At 61.7% G+C, this 19246-nt stretch carries 12 protein-coding genes, 5 tRNA genes and 3 rRNA genes; 5 read left to right on the forward strand and 15 right to left on the reverse strand.

Translation table 11 applies throughout. From position 1 onward, the window contains the following. Positions 1 to 3 precede the first annotated feature (3 nt). From OLW90_RS09215 to ramA, 7 genes are all read right to left on the reverse strand, one after another. Positions 4 to 2556, reverse strand: a complete 2553-nt coding sequence (locus OLW90_RS09215; protein ID WP_319649805.1) for an ABC transporter permease — start codon at positions 2554 to 2556, stop codon at positions 4 to 6. Between the two features lie 3 nt (positions 2557 to 2559). After that, complete coding sequence (locus tag OLW90_RS09220) at positions 2560 to 3336, reverse strand: ABC transporter ATP-binding protein (protein ID WP_319651870.1); 777 nt, start codon at positions 3334 to 3336, stop codon at positions 2560 to 2562. A 1126-nt stretch (positions 3337 to 4462) separates the two neighbouring features. Beyond that, positions 4463 to 4581 (reverse strand): 5S ribosomal RNA (rrf, locus tag OLW90_RS09225). A 94-nt stretch (positions 4582 to 4675) separates the two neighbouring features. Then, positions 4676 to 7748 (reverse strand): 23S ribosomal RNA (locus tag OLW90_RS09230). Between the two features lie 249 nt (positions 7749 to 7997). Further along, positions 7998 to 9521: ribosomal RNA gene (locus OLW90_RS09235) — 16S ribosomal RNA — on the reverse strand. Together the 16S, 23S and 5S rRNA genes form the textbook arrangement of a ribosomal RNA operon. A 418-nt stretch (positions 9522 to 9939) precedes the next feature. Continuing rightward, complete coding sequence (murA, locus tag OLW90_RS09240; protein WP_319649806.1) at positions 9940 to 11196, reverse strand: UDP-N-acetylglucosamine 1-carboxyvinyltransferase; 1257 nt, start codon at positions 11194 to 11196, stop codon at positions 9940 to 9942. 70 nt (positions 11197 to 11266) lie between these two features. Further along, entirely contained in the window at positions 11267 to 12109 is an 843-nt protein-coding gene (gene ramA / locus OLW90_RS09245; RefSeq protein ID WP_319649807.1) for an acetate metabolism transcriptional regulator RamA, read from the reverse strand. Between the two features lie 330 nt (positions 12110 to 12439). On the opposite strand from ramA, the gene cysK reads away from it, so the two are divergent. Together cysK and epsC are read left to right on the forward strand one after the other, a co-directional pair. After that, entirely contained in the window at positions 12440 to 13375 is a 936-nt protein-coding gene (gene cysK / locus OLW90_RS09250; protein WP_319649808.1) for a cysteine synthase A, read from the forward strand. An 89-nt stretch (positions 13376 to 13464) separates the two neighbouring features. Beyond that, the gene (gene epsC / locus OLW90_RS09255) at positions 13465 to 14034 is read left to right on the forward strand and encodes a serine O-acetyltransferase EpsC (RefSeq protein ID WP_319649809.1); all 570 of its coding nucleotides are present in this window, start codon (positions 13465 to 13467) and stop codon (positions 14032 to 14034) included. 6 nt (positions 14035 to 14040) lie between these two features. On the opposite strand, the gene OLW90_RS09260 is transcribed toward epsC, so the two are convergent. The 5 genes from OLW90_RS09260 to OLW90_RS09280 form a co-directional block, all read right to left on the reverse strand. Beyond that, positions 14041 to 14322 carry a GNAT family N-acetyltransferase gene (locus OLW90_RS09260; RefSeq protein WP_413464468.1) on the reverse strand — a complete coding sequence of 94 codons (282 nt, stop codon included), beginning with the start codon at positions 14320 to 14322 and terminating at the stop codon, positions 14041 to 14043. Positions 14323 to 14388: 66 nt separating this feature from the next. Further along, a tRNA-Phe gene (locus OLW90_RS09265) sits at positions 14389 to 14461 on the reverse strand. A 24-nt stretch (positions 14462 to 14485) separates the two neighbouring features. Continuing rightward, positions 14486 to 14562 (reverse strand) — tRNA-Asp (locus OLW90_RS09270). Between the two features lie 152 nt (positions 14563 to 14714). Beyond that, positions 14715 to 14791: transfer RNA gene (locus OLW90_RS09275), tRNA-Asp, on the reverse strand. A gap of 29 nt (positions 14792 to 14820) precedes the next feature. Further along, a tRNA-Glu gene (locus OLW90_RS09280) sits at positions 14821 to 14893 on the reverse strand. 75 nt (positions 14894 to 14968) lie between these two features. Here OLW90_RS09280 and OLW90_RS09285 point away from each other — a divergent pair. Beyond that, a complete protein-coding gene (locus OLW90_RS09285; RefSeq protein ID WP_319649810.1) occupies positions 14969 to 15256 on the forward strand; it encodes a metal-sensitive transcriptional regulator in 288 nt (95 codons plus the stop codon). Here the strand turns inward: OLW90_RS09285 and OLW90_RS09290 are convergent. Beyond that, positions 15253 to 16488: a threonine/serine ThrE exporter family protein gene (locus OLW90_RS09290; RefSeq protein WP_319651872.1), complete on the reverse strand. Its 1236-nt coding sequence runs from the start codon at positions 16486 to 16488 to the stop codon at positions 15253 to 15255. The genes OLW90_RS09285 and OLW90_RS09290 overlap by 4 nt on opposite strands. 82 nt (positions 16489 to 16570) lie before the next feature. Here OLW90_RS09290 and OLW90_RS09295 point away from each other — a divergent pair, with 82 nt between their 5' ends. Next, complete coding sequence (locus OLW90_RS09295) at positions 16571 to 17026, forward strand: gamma-glutamylcyclotransferase (protein ID WP_319649811.1); 456 nt, start codon at positions 16571 to 16573, stop codon at positions 17024 to 17026. After that, the gene (locus OLW90_RS09300) at positions 16993 to 17469 is read left to right on the forward strand and encodes a hypothetical protein (RefSeq protein ID WP_319649813.1); all 477 of its coding nucleotides are present in this window, start codon (positions 16993 to 16995) and stop codon (positions 17467 to 17469) included. The genes OLW90_RS09295 and OLW90_RS09300 overlap by 34 nt, the downstream gene beginning before the upstream one ends. A gap of 42 nt (positions 17470 to 17511) precedes the next feature. Here the strand turns inward: OLW90_RS09300 and OLW90_RS09305 are convergent. Together OLW90_RS09305 and OLW90_RS09310 are read right to left on the reverse strand one after the other, a co-directional pair. After that, positions 17512 to 17584 (reverse strand) — tRNA-Lys (locus OLW90_RS09305). A gap of 105 nt (positions 17585 to 17689) precedes the next feature. Further along, positions 17690 to 19195: an acetyl-CoA hydrolase/transferase family protein gene (locus OLW90_RS09310; RefSeq protein ID WP_319649814.1), complete on the reverse strand. Its 1506-nt coding sequence runs from the start codon at positions 19193 to 19195 to the stop codon at positions 17690 to 17692. Between the last annotated feature and the right edge of the window lie 51 nt (positions 19196 to 19246).

The following is a 19246-nucleotide window of genomic DNA, read 5'->3' on the forward strand; positions in this document are numbered from 1 at the left end:
CCCTCATTCCGCGATGGCGTCGAGCGGCGGGGTCTTGGCCGCGTAGCGGGCGGGCCAGAGCGCGGCGAACACGCCCACCACGGCGGAACCTATCACCATGAGCAGCAGTTGCAGCCACGGCACCTGCGCCCCACCCAGGCCCTGCTCCTGCAAGATCGCCAGGAAGGCCCAGCCCAGGCCCAGGCCGATGAGCATACCGGCCACCGCGCCAAAGACGGCCACCTGCACCGCCTCCAGCACGATCATGATGCGCACCTGCCTGCGGTGCACGCCCACCGCGCGCAGCATGCCGATCTCCTGGCGGCGCTCGATCACGTTGAGGGTAAGCGTGTTCACGATGCCCAGCACCGCGATGATCACCGCCAGCGCCAGCAGCGCGTAGAGGATATTGAGCACCTGATTGACGGCCTTTTGAATCTCCCCGGCCAGATCCTCGGCGTCGAGCACCTGCACCACCAGGTAATCCTTCATGGATTCCTCAAGGTTCTCGCGCAGGTCCTCGTGGGAGACAAAGCCATCGCTCACCGCGTCCAGGCTTTGCAGCATCATCTCCCCGGAGGGAACGGCCTGCTCCGCGGTGGTCTTGGAGATCACCACGGAGCCAAAGCTATTGTCCTCCGGGTAAATGCCCAGCAGCGGGGCCTCCACCATGTTCTCATTGGTGGACGCGGTAATGGGCACCAGGTCACCCACGGACCAGCCCATCGCGGCCGCCTGCTTTTCCGAGGCCACGAAGCCCTCGCCGCTGAGATCCAGGTGCCCCTCGATGGCGGTGTTGCCGGTGATCTCATTGAGTTTTCCGGAGAGCACCAGGGTGTAATCCGCAAAGGGCACGCCCGATGCGCCGCCCACCTTCAGCGGCGAAAGGTACGTCTCCACCAAGCTGCCCACGCCGTCGGTATTCTTGGCGGCCTCCACGGCCTCACGCGGCACCGGGAAATTACCCGTGGGCGGGCCCATGAGGCGGAAGTCCGCCTGCATGTTTTCTTCAAAGGAATCCGAGACGGCGGACTTCGCCGTGGCCCCGAACATGCCGATGGAGGTCACCAGGGCCACGCCCAAAGTCAGGGCAAAGGCGGTGGTGGCGCTGCGGCGCGGATTGCGCGCGGAGTTCGTGGCAGCCAGGCGGCCCACCATGCCAAAGGGCTTGCCCACCCAGCGGCCGAGTACCGGGATCGTGGGCAAGGCCAGTGCCGGGCCCACCAGGAAGTAGCCCACCACCACGCTCAGCGCGCCGATCCCCACCAGCAGCACGCGCATGCCCGTGCTCGCCTCGGAGAACGCCCCCACGGCCGTCAGCAACAAGCCAACGCTGCCCAGCACCGCTCCCACGAGGGTGCGCACGCGCAGGGAGGAGGAGGCCGTGGACTCCGTGGTGCGCATGGCCTCCACCGGGTGCACGTTGCCGGCGCGCTGCGCGGGCAACCAGGCGGAGATCACCGTCACCGCCACGCCCACCAGCAGCGGAACCAGGATCGCGCTCAGGCTCAGCCCCAGGCCGGAATCCGGCAGGACTCTGCTGCTGGAAGCGAGCATGGCCTTAATGCCCACCACCAGGAGCATTCCCACAAAGAGTCCGATGAAGGAGCCCACCGCGCCGATCAGCGCGGCCTCCAGCACCACCGAGCGGGTGATCTGCTTGCGGGAGGCGCCCAGGGCGCGCAGCAAGGCAAACTCCTTGGTGCGCTGCGCCACGATCATGGAGAAGGTATTGGCGATGAGGAAGGTGCCCACCAGCAGCGCCATGAGGCCAAAGGCCACCAGGAAGTAATTGACAAAGCTCAGGCTGGACTTGATGGTGCTGCTTTCCTGCTGCGCCAGTTCCGCGCCGGTCTCCGCGGACACGTCCTTACCAAACACGGAGGTGATGTGGGACATCAGCTCGTCCGCGCTCACTCCCTCGGCCGCCTTGACCAACAACGCATTGGCCATGCCACCCTCGGTGAACTTTTCCAGATAGGCGGACTCCTCCATGCGCAGCAGCGCCCTGCTGGCGCTATCCAGGGACTTCTCGTAGATGCCCACCACCGTGATCTCGTGGCGGCCCTTGGGGTCCACCACCGTCAGCGCGGTGCCCACCTCAATATCTAGTTCCTTGGCGGCCTTCTTATTCAGGATCGCCTCACCCGGCCCGCTGGGCTCGCTGCCCTCCACGATCTCCTCCGGGGCGCGCACCGTGTCCTCCGGGCCGTACCAGGGGCTCAGCGAGGCATTGCCCCGGAACTTCAGGGACTCCCCCTCCGCGTTGCCCAGCACCACCGGATCGCGGTCGCGCACATTGACCCCGGCGACCTTGGGGTCCTCGGCAATCACCTTGCGCGTGACGGAGGTGATACCGCGCTGCCCACCGCCCCCGGTGACCATCACGTCCACGCCGTCGTATTCCGTGGCCACCATGTCGTCATAGCTCTGGGAGAGCGTGTTGGTGAACATCAAGGCACCGGCGATGAAGGCGGTACCCAGCACCACGGACAGCACGGTGAGCGCAATGCGGAGTTTGTGCGCCGCCACGGTGCGCACGCCCACCTTCCACATCGTGTTATTTTTCAGTGCCATTAATTACCCACGCTCGATTCCGGCCATCGTGGAAAGAACATCGTCCATCGTCGGCTCGCTCAACTCATTGACGACCTTCCCGTCCGCCAGGAAGATCACCCGATCCGCGTACGACGCCGCCCGCGCATCGTGCGTGACGATCACCACCGTCTGGTTATCCTTGTCCACCGAGGTGCGCAGGATATTCAACACCTCCGTGGAGGAATTGGAGTCCAAATTACCCGTGGGCTCATCGCCAAAGATGATCTCCGGGCGGGAAACCAGGGCGCGCGCGCACGCGACGCGCTGCTGCTGGCCGCCCGATAGCTCCGAGGGGCGGTGCCCCAGGCGCTCGGTGAGTCCCAGGCGTTGCGTGATCTCCTCGAACCACGCCTGATCCACCTCCCCACCGGCAATATCAATGGGCAGGGTGATATTTTCCGCCGCCGTCAGCGTGGGCACCAGGTTAAAGGATTGGAAGATGAAGCCCAGGCGATCACGGCGCAGATCCGTCATCTCCTTATCCTCCAGATCCGAAAGGTTCGTGTCCCCGATGAAGGCCTGCCCCCCCGTGGCGGAATCCAGGCCCGCCATGCAGTGCATGAGGGTGGACTTGCCGGAGCCCGAGGGCCCCATGATCGCCGTGAACTCGCCACGACGGAACCCCACACTCACCTGATCCAGGGCCATCACGGTCGTAGCGCCTTCGCCATACTGCTTGGTCAGTTCCACCGCGCGCGCCACATAACCGCCACCGCGCCCGAACTGCTTCTTCTTCGGCGCAGCGGCCGGACGTTGCAGCCACGAGGCTACCGACGGCGTGGCCGGGGGCGTCCGCTTCTTCGAGCCCTTGGCCTCCTTGGCGGGGGCCTTCTTCGGTTCTTGCTTTGCTTCTTTCTTCGGCTCCGCCTTGGTGGGCTGGGGCTGTGGCTTTTCGGGCTGCTTCTCCGCCTTTTTCTCCGGTCGCTGTGGAGCCGTGGGGGCAGGTTTGGCTGCTTGGGGCTTCTGGTTCTGGGGCTTTGAAGGTGTTTGGGGTGTCTGCGCCGCAGCCGCTGGCTTTTGGGCTTGCTTGGACGACGGCTTGGCTGTCTTGGCAGTATTGGCCTCATTGACCGCAGGGGCTGGCTTAGCGGCAGGCTTCTCCGCTGTGGGCGGAGTAGACACAGTAGACGCAGCGGACTGCGGCTTCGGTGGTTTGGCCGCGGGGGACGGCGAGGACTTAAACTTCGGCGCCGGAGGCTGACTCTTCTGGACCTTTTGCTTAGTCTTAGGAGTATTCTGCGGCTTCTTAGCCGACGAATCCTCGGCGGCATTGCGGACCTTCGGCCACGCAGACGTAGAATCCGAATCCTTCCCGTCCTTTTTCACCGATGTGACGGGTTGCTTCGCTTTCTCCTCCGCCCGCTGCACCTGGGGCCAACTACCCGAGTTCAGACTAGGATTATTCCCGGACTTAAACTTTGGTCCCGCCGGGGGTTCGGGTTTCTTCTTTGGCTTATCGACGCCCCCCTTCCGCTCCTGCTTGCCCTCCTGCGTTGTACCCGTCGTTGCTCCTGCCGGGCGCACCTGGGGCCACACATTCTTCTTATCTTCCTTCTTCGAGGAGGGCGGCATGGGCTCCGCCTTGGCACCCGTGGGACGCGGCCACGCCGAGCTGCTATTGGTCTTTCCCCCTTTGGGGCGCGAGGGCTCTTGCGGCTTCTTATTAGACACTTCCGTGACCTCTCTTCGCTGCGGTCTTTCTGCCCCAATAATGTACCTTGTGGTGTGTTTTGGTTGTAGTCCCGCACCCACCCCACAAACACACAACAGACCCCCAGAACACAAGGGAAATCCCCCACCCCCACCACAACAACAAAGAAGAGGGTGGTGTAAAGAAACCATCTCCTGGTTTCCTTACACCACCCTCCTACTTATGAATTTTTAGTGTTGGCGGCAACCTACTCTCCCACACCCCAACGAATGCAGTACCATCAGCATGAAATGGGCTTAGCTACCGGGTTCGAAAAGGGACCGGGCGTTTCCCCACCACCATCAACCACCAACACAACCAACCACCCCACAGGGGCGTGTCATGCCAGACACTGCACAGCAGACGCAAACACCACACAAACTGTGTGCTCGTTACACAACGCATGTTTTTTGTTAAAACTTCGGCCAATTAGTACCAGTCACCACACCACTCACATGGCTTACAGACCTAGCCTATCAACCCCATCATCTACAGGGAACCTCACACGAAACCTCATCTCAAAACAGGCTTCCCGCTTAGATGCTTTCAGCGGTTATCCCTCCCGTACGTAGCCAACCAGCCCTACCCTTGGCAGAATAACTGGCACACCAGAGGTACGTCCAACCCGGTCCTCTCGTACTAGGGTCAGCCTTCTTCAAGTTTCCACGCGCGCGGCGGATAGAGACCGAACTGTCTCACGACGTTCTAAACCCAGCTCGCGTGCCGCTTTAATGGGCGAACAGCCCAACCCTTGGGACCTACTCCAGCCCCAGGATGCGACGAGCCGACATCGAGGTGCCAAACCATCCCGTCGATATGGACTCTTGGGGAAGATCAGCCTGTTATCCCCGGGGTACCTTTTATCCGTTGAGCGACACCACAACCACAAGTAGGTGCCGGATCACTAGTCCCGACTTTCGTCCCTGCTCGAGCCGTCACTCTCACAGTCAAGCTCCCTTATACACTTACACTCAACACCTGATTACCAACCAAGCTGAGGGAACCTTTGGGCGCCTCCGTTACCATTTAGGAGGCAACCGCCCCAGTTAAACTACCCACCAGGCACTGTCCCCAACCCAGATCATGGGCCAAGGTTAAGATGCTCAATCCGACCAGAGTGGTATTTCACCAACGACTCCACACCCACTAGCGTGAATGCCTCACAGTCTCCCACCTATCCTACACAAACCGAACCAAACAACAATACCAAGCTATAGTGAAGGTCCCGGGGTCTTTTCGTCCTGCCGCGCGTAACGAGCATCTTTACTCGTACTGCAATTTCACCGGGCCTGTGGTTGAGACAGCAGGGAAGTCGTTACGCCATTCGTGCAGGTCGGAACTTACCCGACAAGGAATTTCGCTACCTTAGGATGGTTATAGTTACCACCGCCGTTTACTGGGGCTTAAATTCTCCGCTTCGAACACAAAAGCTCTAACAGGTCCTCTTAACCTTCCAGCACCGGGCAGGCGTCAGTCCGTATACATCAACTTCACGTCTTCGCACGGACCTGTGTTTTTAATAAACAGTCGCTTCCCTCTATCCTCTGCGCCCCCACACACCACACCACCGCAAAGATGATGCAACACGTAGGGGTCCCCTTCTCCCGAAGTTACGGGGACAATTTGCCGAATTCCTTAACCACAGTTCACCCGAACGCCTTAGTATACTCTACCAAACCACCAGTGTCGGTTTAGGGTACGGGCCGCACATGCACTCGCTAGAGGCTTTTCTCGACAGTACAGGATCACCAACATCACCCAAAAAAGGGCTACGCATCACGCCTCACACAAACAGATACGGATTTACCAATACCCTGTGCCACACGCTTACACCACAATCCAATAAGTGGCCCAGCTACCTCCCTGCGTCACCCCATCACTTGGCTACTACCAGCTCAGGCCCCACGCACCAACAACACCACAACCTCAAAGAGATTAACAGCATGCCGGTGGGCGGTTAGTATCACCGATTCACCACTTTTCGCACACACACGGGTACCGGAATATCAACCGGTTATCCATCGACTACGCCTGTCGGCCTCGCCTTAGGCCCCGACTCACCCTGGGAAGACGAACTTGACCCAGGAACCCTTAGTTATACGGCGGACAAGATTCTCACTTGCCAAACGTTACTCATGCCTGCATTCTCACTCGCACACACTCCACACAGGGTCACCCCCATGCTTCCACACATGCACGACGCTCCCCTACCCAAACAAAAATGTTTGCCGCGGCTTCGGCGGTGTACTTAAGCCCCACTACATTGTCGGCGCAGAACCACTCGACCAGTGAGCTATTACGCACTCTTTCAAGGATGGCTGCTTCTAAGCCAACCTCCTGGCTGTCTTCGCGATCCCACATCCTTTTCCACTTAGCACACCCTTAGGGGCCTTAGCCGACGATCTGGGCTGTTTCCCTCTCGACCAATGGAGCTTATCCCCCACAGTCTCACTGCCACACAACACTTAAACCAGCATTCGGAGTTTGGCTGACATTGCTAAGATGATAGTCCCGCTCAACCAACCAGTAGCTCTACCTCCAGCAAGCTTATGTGACGCTGCACCTAAATGCATTTCGGGGAGAACCAGCTATCACGGAGTTTGATTAGCCTTTCACCCCTACCCACAGCTCATCCCCGCAGTTTTCAACCTACGTGGGTTCGCGCCTCCACAACCTCTTACAGCTGCTTCACACTGGCCATGGGTAGATCACCCCGCTTCGGGTCCAGAACATGCCACTAACAACACCCCATTAGGATTCGCTTTCGCTACGACTACCCCACACGGGTTAACCTCGCGACATGCCGCTGACTCGCAGGCTCATTCTTCAAAAGGCACGCCATCACCCCACAAAAAGGCTCTGACGGATTGTAGACACACGGTTTCAGGCACTATTTCACTCCCCTCCCGGGGTACTTTTCACCATTCCCTCACGGTACTATCCGCTATCGGTCACACTGAGTATTCAGGCTTACCGGGTGGTCCCGGCAGATTCACAGCAGATTCCACGAGCCCGCTGCTACTCGGGAACACACACCACACAACACCACCAACCTTCACGTACGGGACTCTCACCCACTCCGGCAGGCCATTCCAAACCACTTCCGCTAATCAATGATGTTCTGCGTCGCACTAGGCAGATACGACACGCATGCATCCCACAACCCCTAACACGCAACCCCTGCCAGGTATCACACGCACCAGGTTTAGCCAAAAATCCACGTTCGCTCGCCACTACTAGCGGAATCACAATTGTTTTCTTCTCCTACGGGTACTGAGATGTTTCACTTCCCCGCGTAAACCCCCACACCACCTATACATTCAGCAGTGGGTAACCAGCAATGACACTGGCCAGGTTTCCCCATTCGGACACCCTCGGATCAACGCTCGATTGACAACTCCCCGAGGCCTATCGCGGCCTTCCACGTCCTTCATCGGCTCAGCATGCCAAGGCATCCACCATGCGCCCTTACAAGCAACAAAAACACAACACACAGAAAAATAAAGATGCTCACGTCCACTATACAGTTCTCACACAACACACCCCCACCACCACAACAGCAAACACACAGGCCTACCATCCGGCTAGTGGGGCACAAGACACAACAAACATGCTGCGCCAGACACCCAACAACGCACCAACACACAACCAAACAACCATGTCCACCACACCCACCCACAACAAAAAAAGGCGTGCCTCCACCCAGATTCCAAAAACAAAAACTCCATAGAAAGGAGGTGATCCAGCCGCACCTTCCGGTACGGCTACCTTGTTACGACTTCGTCCCAATCGCCAATCCCACCTTCAACCACTCCCTCCCATAAGGGTTAGGCCATGGTTTTCGGGTGTTACCAACTTTCATGACGTGACGGGCGGTGTGTACAAGGCCCGGGAACGTATTCACCGCAGCGTTGCTGATCTGCGATTACTAGCGACTCCGACTTCATGGGGTCGAGTTGCAGACCCCAATCCGAACTAAGGCCGACTTTACAAGGATTAGCTCCACCTCACGGTATCGCAACCTACTGTACCGACCATTGTAGCATGTGTGAAGCCCTGGACATAAGGGGCATGATGATTTGACGTCATCCCCACCTTCCTCCGAGTTAACCCCGGCAGTCTCTCATGAGTCCCCACCACCACGTGCTGGCAACATAAGACAAGGGTTGCGCTCGTTGCGGGACTTAACCCAACATCTCACGACACGAGCTGACGACAACCATGCACCACCTGTACACCAGCCACAAAGGGAAAACGCATCTCTGCGCCGGTCCGGTGTATGTCAAGCCCAGGTAAGGTTCTTCGCGTTGCATCGAATTAATCCACATGCTCCGCCGCTTGTGCGGGCCCCCGTCAATTCCTTTGAGTTTTAGCCTTGCGGCCGTACTCCCCAGGCGGGGCGCTTAATGCGTTAGCTACGGCACAAACCCCGTGGAAGAGGCTCACACCTAGCGCCCACCGTTTACAGCATGGACTACCAGGGTATCTAATCCTGTTCGCTACCCATGCTTTCGCTCCTCAGCGTCAGTAACTGCCCAGTAACCTGCCTTCGCCATCGGTGTTCCTCCTGATATCTGCGCATTCCACCGCTACACCAGGAATTCCAGTTACCCCTACAGCACTCAAGTTATGCCCGTATCGCCTGCACGCCCGGAGTTAAGCCCCGGAATTTCACAGACGACGCGACAAACCACCTACGAGCTCTTTACGCCCAGTAAATCCGGACAACGCTCGCACCCTACGTATTACCGCGGCTGCTGGCACGTAGTTAGCCGGTGCTTCTTCTCCACCTACCGTCACCCCAAAGGGCTTCGTCGGTAGCGAAAGGAGTTTACAACCCGAAGGCCTTCATCCCCCACGCGGCGTCGCTGCATCAGGCTTGCGCCCATTGTGCAATATTCCCCACTGCTGCCTCCCGTAGGAGTCTGGGCCGTATCTCAGTCCCAATGTGGCCGTACACCCTCTCAGGCCGGCTACCCGTCGACGCCTTGGTAGGCCATTACCCCACCAACAAGCTGATAGGCCGCGAGCTCATCCCCAACCGAAAAAACTTTCCACCCCTCACACTAAAGAGGGGTCCTATCCGGTATTAGACCCAGTTTCCCAAGCTTATCCCGAAGTTGAGGGCAGATCACCCACGTGTTACTCACCCGTTCGCCACTCGAGTACCCCCGAAGGGGCCTTTCCGTTCGACTTGCATGTGTTAAGCACGCCGCCAGCGTTCGTCCTGAGCCAGGATCAAACTCTCCACAAAAAAGGCTCGTGAAAAGCCCAAACCTAGCAAAACAAATAAACTGACAAAAGATTCAAAAACTATTCATCAGCCAACCACCACACCACACAAGGACGTGGTAGCAATATCATCACATGATTATATTCCCATGGCCTGCCGACCATGACTGGCACACACCCCACACCCAACACATGGGTGCGAAAAATAGGGGGGTGTTCCTTGATGAACACAACACTATCTACCGAAACAAAACCACACAGTCCTGTCTCAGTAATTGTGCATTGGTACGCTATCGAGTTCTCACACAACACACGCCACAAACCCATATAACCTACGGGGTAGATTCTCTAGTGAATGCTTCCCCGGGGGTGTCGCGGCGACTCCGATAAATCTACACACCCACCCCACAACACACAAACAACCAGGTCAGAGGGTGTTTTTAAGCGGTTACTCGCTCCACCCTTGCGCCAAGGGAGCAGAGGTTCTCCACGAAGCGCGGGTAGCCGCGGTCGATGTGGTGGACGTCGTGCACCACCGTCTCCCCATCGGAGACAAGTGCGGCCAGCACCAAACCAGCACCGGCGCGAATATCGGAGGACCACACCTCCGTGGAGGAAAGGCGCTCCATGCCGCGCACCACCACGTGATGCCCGTCCACGGTGGCGTCCGCGCCCAGGCGCAGCATTTCATCGACAAAGCGGAACCGGGATTCAAAGACATTCTCCGTGATCACGGAGGTACCCTGCGCCACGGCGGAGATACCGATGGCCATCGGTTGCAGGTCAGTGGGGAACCCGGGGAAGGGCAGGGTTTGATAATCCACGGCAGAGGGGCGGCGCGGCATGCGCACACGGAAGCCCGTCTCATAGGTTTCGATCTCCGCACCGGCCATCTTGAGTTTTTCCAGGGGCAGGTGCAGGTGACGCGGAGCGATCCCGCCCACGGTGATGTCTCCCTGGGTCATGGCGGCGGCATAGGCCCAGGTTCCGGCCACGATGCGATCCCCGATCACCTCGTGATCCGTGGGGTACAGGCGCTCCACGCCGTCGATGGTGATAGTGGAGGTGCCCGCCCCCTGAATCTGCGCTCCCATCGAGGTGAGCATGTCGCAGAGATCAATGATCTCCGGCTCGCGCGCGGCGTTGTCCAGCACGGTGCGACCCTGCGCCAGCACGGCGGCGGTGAGGATGTTCTCGGTGGCCCCCACGGAGGGGAAGTCGAGGGTGATGGGGGCGCCCACGAGGGCGTCGGCCTCCGCCACCACGGCACCGTGTTGGATCCTGGTGCGCGCGCCCAGGCGTTCCAGACCGGATTGGTGCATGTCGAGAGGCCGGGAGCCGATCGCGTCGCCGCCGGGCAGGGCCACCACGGCGCGGCCGCAGCGGGCGGTCAGCGGCCCGAGCACGCAGACGGAGGCGCGGAACTGCCGCACGGCGTCGAAGTCGGCGTCGCTCGCGGGCAGGGAGGGAGTGGTGATGCGCACCAGGGGGCCGTCGATAGTGACGTAGCACCCCAGCCCCTCCAGCACTTTCTGCATGAGCGGAACGTCCAGGATCTCCGGGCAATTGCGCAGCGTGGTGGTCCCCTCCGCCAGCAAGGCCGCAGCCATGAGTTTGAGCACGCTGTTCTTCGCGCCGCTTACCTTCACGGCCCCTTCGAGGCGGGCGCCGCCTGTCACCACAAAACGATCTTTCACGCCTTCTGACCCTAGCGGGAAGCACAGCGCCCGGCTACCGCGCCGCTTATCGACGCCCCCGCGAGGCAGGTCAGGGCAGCGCCCCGATGCGCCGCGCCGCATTGACCGCCTCGTAGCGGGTGTGCGCGCCAAGTTTGCGCATGACGGAGCGCAGGTAGCTCTTAACGGTCTCCGGGCCGATCCCCATCTCCTCGGCCGCCTCCACGTTGGTGTGCCCCAGCGCCACGCAGGAGAGCACGTCTAGTTCCCTGGCGGAAAGTTTGGTGGACTGCTTGACCGGGGCGGGGCTAATCATCTCATCGCACACCAGCTCCAGTTCCCGGCGCACGTCATCCTCCGCGATGCGATTCGCCAGCATGCGCAGGCGCGAGTGCGTGGAGCGCAACTGCTCCCACTCGGCGGCATTTCCCCCACGCCCCATCTTCATCGAACCCGCCTTGGCAAAGGCGGCGGTGCGCATGGCCTCATTGACGGCAAAGTCTTGCTCCAGGGTGCGGGCCGTCATGGTGACCTCCTCGATCACCTTGTCCCCCAGGCGCACCGGGCTGTGCACGCCCACGTACAGCACGCCGCGGATCTCGCGGTGAACGATCACCGGCACCGCCACCAGGGAATACAGGCCCTCGTCCTGGATGGCCTTATCGTTCTCGTGCGAGATCAGGCTGGCCCGGGTGTAATCGCTCACCCCCACGGGACGCCGAGTGGTGACCACGCGGCCACCCACCCCCACGCCGGGTTCGATCACGAGGTTGTGCAGGGCCGGGGTGCGCAAGCCCACCCAGTGCGTGATCTGAAGCCTGCGCCCGGTAGTCATGCTGGCAAAAAGGGTCACCGGAATGCCGGTGGCGGTTTTCAGCGAGGTCAAAGCAGCGCGGATGGCGTCCTCGTCATCCCGAATCCGCTGAGCATCCATGGCAAGTTCCTCCTAGAACGCCCCGTGCGAGGGCCCGTCAAGCCGCCGCGCGGAGAGTTGGGCAATGGACATCATCTGTCAATTCTAACCCCCTAATGGGGGCAAAGGGAACTGCCCGAGCCACCGTGGAACCCGCGCGAGGCCGCCAAAGTATTGCCCCCGATCGCGGGGAGAAGCGCCCTCTCGGCCGCACATGCAGCATAAGGAACATGTCCGTTCACTCTTAGCGAACAGGTCTGTCTATAGGAATGGTGTACAGTGGGTCTCGCTGGTGGGCCACCCGGCTCGCCTGCGAAAATACCCCGATTTATATCCATAAAGGAGCACATCATGGCCCGCATCTATGAGAACATCACCGAGACCATCGGCCACACCCCCCTGGTGCGCCTGCATAGCCTGACCAAGGACCTAGACGCCGAGATTCTGGTGAAGGTGGAATCCTTCAACCCCGCCAATAGCGTGAAGGATCGCATTGGCAAGGCGATTATCGACGCCGCCGAGGCCGCCGGTGAACTCAAGCCCGGCGGCACCATCGTGGAGGCCACCTCCGGCAATACAGGTATCGCGCTGGCCCTGGTGGGCGCGGCCAAGGGCTACAACGTGGTGCTGACCATGCCGGAGACCATGTCCGCCGAGCGCCGCGTGATGCTGCGCGCCTACGGCGCGGAGATCGTGCTCACCCCCGGCTCCGCCGGTATGCAGGGAGCCGTGGACAAGGCCAATGAGATCGTGGCCGAGCGCGAGGGCGCGATCCTGGCCCGCCAGTTTGCCAACCCCGCCAACCCCGCCGTTCACCGCGCCACCACCGCCGAGGAGATCTGGGCGGACACCGAGGGCAAGGTGGACATCTTCGTGGCCGGCTTTGGCACCGGCGGCACCGTGACCGGCGTGGGCCAGGTGCTCAAGGAGCGCAACCCCGAGGCCCAGGTGTACGCCGTGGAACCCGCCGCCTCCCCCCTGCTCACCGAGGGCAAGGCGGGCTCCCACAAGATCCAGGGTATCGGCGCGAACTTCATCCCCGAGGTCCTGGACCGCAAGGTGCTTGACGATGTGCTCACCGTGAACAACGAGGAGGCCATCGAGTGGTCCCGCAAGCTCGGCGTGGAGGAGGGAATCCTGGGCGGTATTTCCACCGGAGCGAACATCAAGGCGGCCGTGGAACTGGCCTCCCGCCCGGAGAACAAGGGCAAGACCATCGTTACCGTCGTGGCGGACTTCGGTGAGCGCTACGTGTCCACCGTGCTGTACGAGGACATCCGCGGTTAAAAACACCCCGGAATACACCCCGCTGCCCGTATCGTTGTGCTGGGCAACGGGGTGTATTCCTATCCCCCTCCAGAAAGGACGTACAAGGCATGAGTGGGCTGCTGGCAATGCTGCGCGAGGACCTGGCCAATGCACGAGAACACGACCCCGCCGCGCGCGGCGACCTGGAAAACGCGGTGGTGTACTCCGGGCTGCACGCCATCTGGGCGCACCGCGTGGCCCATCGCCTATGGCTGCGGGGCAGAAAGGGACCCGCGCGGATCCTCGCGCAGTTAGCCCGCTTCCTCACCGGCGTGGAGATCCACCCCGGGGCCACCATCGGGCGCAGGTTCTTTATCGATCACGGCATGGGCATCGTGATCGGAGAGACCGCCGAGATCGGCGACGGCGTGATGCTCTACCACGGCGTGACCCTGGGTGGGCAGGTGCTCACCCAGACCAAGCGGCACCCCACCATCGAGGACAACGTGACCATCGGCGCCGGGGCCAAGGTGCTGGGGCCCATCACCATCGGCGAGGGCAGCGCCGTGGGGGCCAACGCCGTGGTGACCAAGGACGTCCCCGCCCACCACATCGCAGTGGGAATCCCCGCCACCTACCGCCCCCGGGGTAACCACGAGCGCACCAAACTCGTGGACCCGGACTTCTACGTGATTTAAGGCTCTTTAGGCCTCCAGCTCGGCGTACTCGGGGTTGCGGCTGATGAAGTGCTGCACCGCCGAGCAGGTGGCCACGATCTTCTTGCCCTCCGCGCGGACATCATCGAGGGCACCGCGTACCAGTACCTTGGACAGGCCCTTGCCCTGGAAGGCCTCGTGTACCACGGTGTGATTGAAGTTCAGCACGCCCTCCCCCTGCGGGACGTACTCGGCGAAACCGGCTTCCTCCCCCTCCACGGAGAGGACGTAGCGGTGATTCTGGGCTTCATGGGTGATTGCGTTACTCATTTCCCCGAGTGTAGTCCAAAAACAAAAGAAGCGGCTCCGTTTTATCCAACGGAACCGCTATTTTTGTGGCCAGAGCCAGGATCGAACTGGCGACCCCACACTTTTCAGGCGTGTGCTCTACCGACTGAGCTATCTGGCCAAAGAAACCACAGCAGTGACCTCTTGGCGACCCTGACGGGACTTGAACCCGCGACCTCCGCCGTGACAGGGCGGCGCGCTAACCAACTGCGCCACAGGGCCTTAACCTTTGCGCTCCGGGAGTGCCCGTTGCACGAGAAGATACTCTACACAGACCATCGAAGAACGATCAAATCAGCAGGTCACGGCGGTTTTTAGGGGATTTAAAGCCGGATAGAAAAAATCCCCGGAAGTTTCCTTCCGGGGATTTCTCCTGGCGACCCTGACGGGACTTGAACCCGCGACCTCCGCCGTGACAGGGCGGCGCGCTAACCAACTGCGCCACAGGGCCATATGCAATATGTACGAGGCGGAACCTCGTACCCCCAACGGGATTCGAACCCGTGCCGCCGCCGTGAAAGGGCGGTGTCCTAGGCCGCTAGACGATGGGGGCGTGCCGTTTTCACGGCTTCCTGAAATATACGCGAGCGGCCCGGCACCACCAAATTCGCAGTTAGAATGGCCCCTCATGAGCACCCAGCACGGCTATAGCGAGGACAAGGCCGCCTACCTCACCCGCCTCAAACGCATCGAGGGCCAAGTGCGCGGGCTCCAGCGCATGATCGAGGAGGACACCTACTGCATCGACGTGGTCACTCAGATCAGCGCCGCCACCGCCGCCCTGCACAACCTCTCCGTGGCCCTCATGTCCGATCACCTCCATCACTGCGTGGCCTCAGCCATCGAGGAGGGTGCAGGCGGCGGCGAGAAGATCGACGAGGCCATGAAGGCCATTCAGCGCATGGTGAAGTCCTAGCGATACCGGGAGAAATCAATCGGGCGACCCAACGCCCAATCCCGATCCGTGAGCAACCGCGCCAGCACTAGCCCCGCACCGATGGAGAGCACCGTCATCGCCGCCGTGGCGGTATGGGAAACCACCGCGTCCATATCCCCCACCGCCATGCCGTGCAGGGCGCGATACATCGCGGGCCCCGGAATCATCACCACCACCGCCGGAACCGTGGTGGTTACCCGAGGAATCCTCGCCAGCCGCACCACCGCAAACCCCAGCAGCCCCACCGCCAGCGCACCCAGACAGGTGGCGATGAAGGGGGTGAGGGAGGCGTCGATAAGCACCCAGCGCAGCGCGTTGCCCACCGTGCCTATCGACGCCGCCACCAGCGCCATCCTGCGCGAGGAATTAAAAAGCAGGGCAAAGCCCGCGATCCCCACCGCGCTCGCCGGAATCACCACCGGGTAACCGGGGTGTGGTGCCGCCCAGCCCTGGGGGCTCAGCCCCACCGCCCAACTCATCGCCGTCACCGCGAAGGCCGCCGAGGCCATGATGGTCATCGCATAGGTCAGGCGCGCTACCCCGGCGGCAATATCGCAGCGCGCCAGATCAATCAGGGCGGAAAAGAGCGGAAAACCCGGTACCAGGAATAGCACCGAGGCCACGAACCCGGCCTCCGCCGCGCCCGCTAACGGAGCCACGGCCGCATAGACCGCGCAGGCCACCGCTCCCCCGGCGGCCACCCCCGCGATCATCTGCACGCCCCGATGCCCCAGCCAACCACGCACCGCCTGCCCCGCCGCAGCCGCCAGCGCCACCACGGCCACCTCCACCGGGCCAAAGCCGTTGAGCGCCGCGCACCCCGCACAGGCGCAGGCCGCCGCCAGGGCCAGCAGCCACGGCCCCCATCGCTTGCGCACCCCGGCCTCGATCGCGTCTAACTCCGCGTTCAACTCCCGTGCGCTCATGGGCGGGCGCACGCGGTGCGCCAGGCTTTCCAGGGCCTCGATCCGGGAGGCGTCCACCTCCACGTGCGGCTGGTGCGCCACCACCGTGCGAAACTCCGATTCCTCATGAAAGGTGCAGGTGATGGTGGTGATGGTCACCACCGCGTCCAGGCCCGCAAAGCCCACGGCGCGCGCGGCGCGCTTCATGCCCCGGATCACGCGGTAGCCGCTCGCGCCCGCACCCATGAGCAACATGCCCAGGCGCAGCACCGCGTCCGCGCGCACCCCCATCTCGTGCTGATTCATGCCCTGCGATACCCCGGACACCGGCGGCTTCCTTTCCTGACGTTCCGCCACCCCAGTGTAGGCGCGCTGCTACCATTTCCCCATGCCTGAGCAGCGCCTTTTTGTCTACGGAACCCTGGGGCCCGGTCGCCCCAACGAACACCTCCTTAGCCCCTACGGCGGTACCTGGGCTCGCGGGCACGTGCGCGGGAGGCTCCGCGAGGAGGGCTGGGGAGCCGCGATGGGATACCCCGGCCTGATTCTCGATTCCCCCGGGAACACCCCCGAAAGCGCGGCGCAAACGGTATCCGGGTGGGTGCTCACCTCCGCCGAGCTCGACCGCGCCTGGGCGGAACTCGATGCCTTCGAGGGGCCGGAATATCGGCGCGTGGAGGCGGAGGTCACCCTCGATGGCGGGGACACGGTACGGACCTGGGTGTACGCGCTGCGGTGCCCCACGCCGCTGCGAGAAGCCACTCATGCCTCTACCCTTGGACCTAAAAGAAAGTCACCCCAGGAGGCACCATGCTCACCACAAAGGCGCTCATCCCCCTTGTGACCGCCCTCTCCCTCCTGCTGCACATCGCCAGTGACTACTCTTCTAGCAACAAACCCACCACCATCGCCAACGCGGTGCAGGAAAGAGATTCCTTTACCCTCAACGAGATCATGGACTCCCCGGTGAAGGAGGCCCACGTGTTCTGCGAATATGCCGACGCGGACGCCGCCGAGGAACTGGGCTTTGACCGACGCGATATTTATAGCATCGACAACAACCACATGGCCTGGGAAACGCACACGGCCATCGGCGTGATCTTCGAGGACGCGGATAAGGAACCCGTGCTGGAATACTTCAGCCCCACGAGAATCAATGCGTGCTCGGCGCACAGGATAAGTTACCTGGAATTGGATCCCGATCAGACCATCAGCGTGGGCGTGGAGACCAAGGAGTTCGTCCGGTATGGCGAGAAGCAGGTCAAGGTGCTCTCCTACCGGGAATGAGAAAAGCAGGTGCGGGCTTTATGCCTGCTACCTGCTTGTTTGTGGGCCCTCCGGGGCTCGAACCCGGGACCTGCGGATTAAAAGTCCGTAGCTCTACCAACTGAGCTAAAGGCCCAGTGCCTCACTCGGCACGCGCTCTAGTGTAACCCACGCCGCGCGCGTTTCCCGAATGAGGGTGCCGTGGGCGGCACCGCTCGCGGCGCGCCCACGAAGCGGGCACCTAGCTCAGCCGCATGGTGCCGTTCTTCTCCAGGTTGAGGTGGAAGGAGAACGCGGTGCCGAGGTCATGCGGGGTGTGCAGGTGCTTGCCCTTGAGGGCACGCTCGTAGTACTCCTCCAGCTTCGGGCGGTAGTCCGGGTGCGCGATGGAAATGAGCTTCTTCGCGCGGTCGCGCGGGGCGAGGCCACGCAGGTCGGCGTAGCCGTACTCGGTGATGACCACCATGACGTCGTGCTCGGTGTGGTCGATGTGGGAGGCAAAGGGCACGATCGCGGAGATCGCGCCGTCCTTGGCTACCGAGGGGGAGATGAAGGAGGAGACGAAGGCGTTGCGGGTGAAATCGCCGGAGCCACCGATGCCGTTCATCACGCGGGAACCGGAGACGTTGGTGGAGTTGATGTTGCCGTACATGTCCGCCTCGATCATGCCGTTGGTGGCGATGAGCCCCACGCGGCGGATCACCTCGGGGTGGTTGGAGATCTGCTGGGGACGCAGGATGATGGACTCGCGGTAGCGGGCGGCCTCATTGTTCATCTTCTCCGCGTACTCCGGGGAGAGGGAGAAGGAGGTGGCGGAGGCCACGGTCATCTTCCCGGCGTCGATGAGATCCACCATGCCGTCCTGAATGACCTCGGTGTAGGCCTGGATGTTCTCGAACTTGGAGTCCAGCAGCCCGGCCATCACGGCGTTGGGCACGTTGCCCACGCCGGATTGCATCACGTACTGGTCATAGGCCAGGCGGCCTGCGGCCACCTCACCCTCCAGGAAGTCCAGGAAGTTGCCCGCGATCTGCTTGGAAATCTCATCGGCGGGCTTGAAGGGGGCGTTGCGGTCCGGGGCGTCCGTCTCCACCACGGCCACCACCTTGTTCACGTCGATGTCAATGGTGGTGGTGCCAATGCGATCCCCGGCGGAGGTGATCGGAATCGGGGTGCGGTTGGGCAGGGCGGGAATGCGGTAAATATCGTGCATGCCCTCCAGGTCGCGGGACTGCCAGGAGTTCACCTCGATGATGATCTTCTCCGCGGCGTCCAGGAACTCCACGTTGTTACCCACGGCCGAGGAGGGCACGATCGCGCCGTCCTCCGTGATCCGCACGGCCTCCACGATGGCGGCATTCATGGTGCCAAAGAAACCCTGCTCCACGAACATGCCCAGGTGAGAGAGGTGAATGTCCGCGTACTTCATCTGCGCGGAGTTGATCTTGCCGCGCATGGTGGGGTCGGACTGATAGGGGGTACGGAAGTTGATCGCGTCGGCCTCGGCCAGCACGCCGTCGGCGTCGGAAGCCGTGGAGGCACCCGTAAAGACGTCGATGGCGTACTCCTCGCCGCGCGCGTGGGCCTCCTTGGCCCGCTCGGCAATGGCGGTGGGCAGCACCTTGGGGTACCCCGCCCCGGTGAAGCCGGACATGCCCACCTTATCGCCGTGGTTGATGAACTCCGCTGCCTCCTGCGCGCTCATGACCTTGCCGCGCAACTGGGCGTTCGCAATCCTCTCGGACACCGTGCAATCCTCCTTGACATGCTGATCGTCGCCACCCCAGGAACGTGATCC

Origin of the sequence: Corynebacterium sp. 21KM1197 (assembly GCF_033783015.1) — a bacterium.
Classification (GTDB): domain Bacteria; phylum Actinomycetota; class Actinomycetes; order Mycobacteriales; family Mycobacteriaceae; genus Corynebacterium.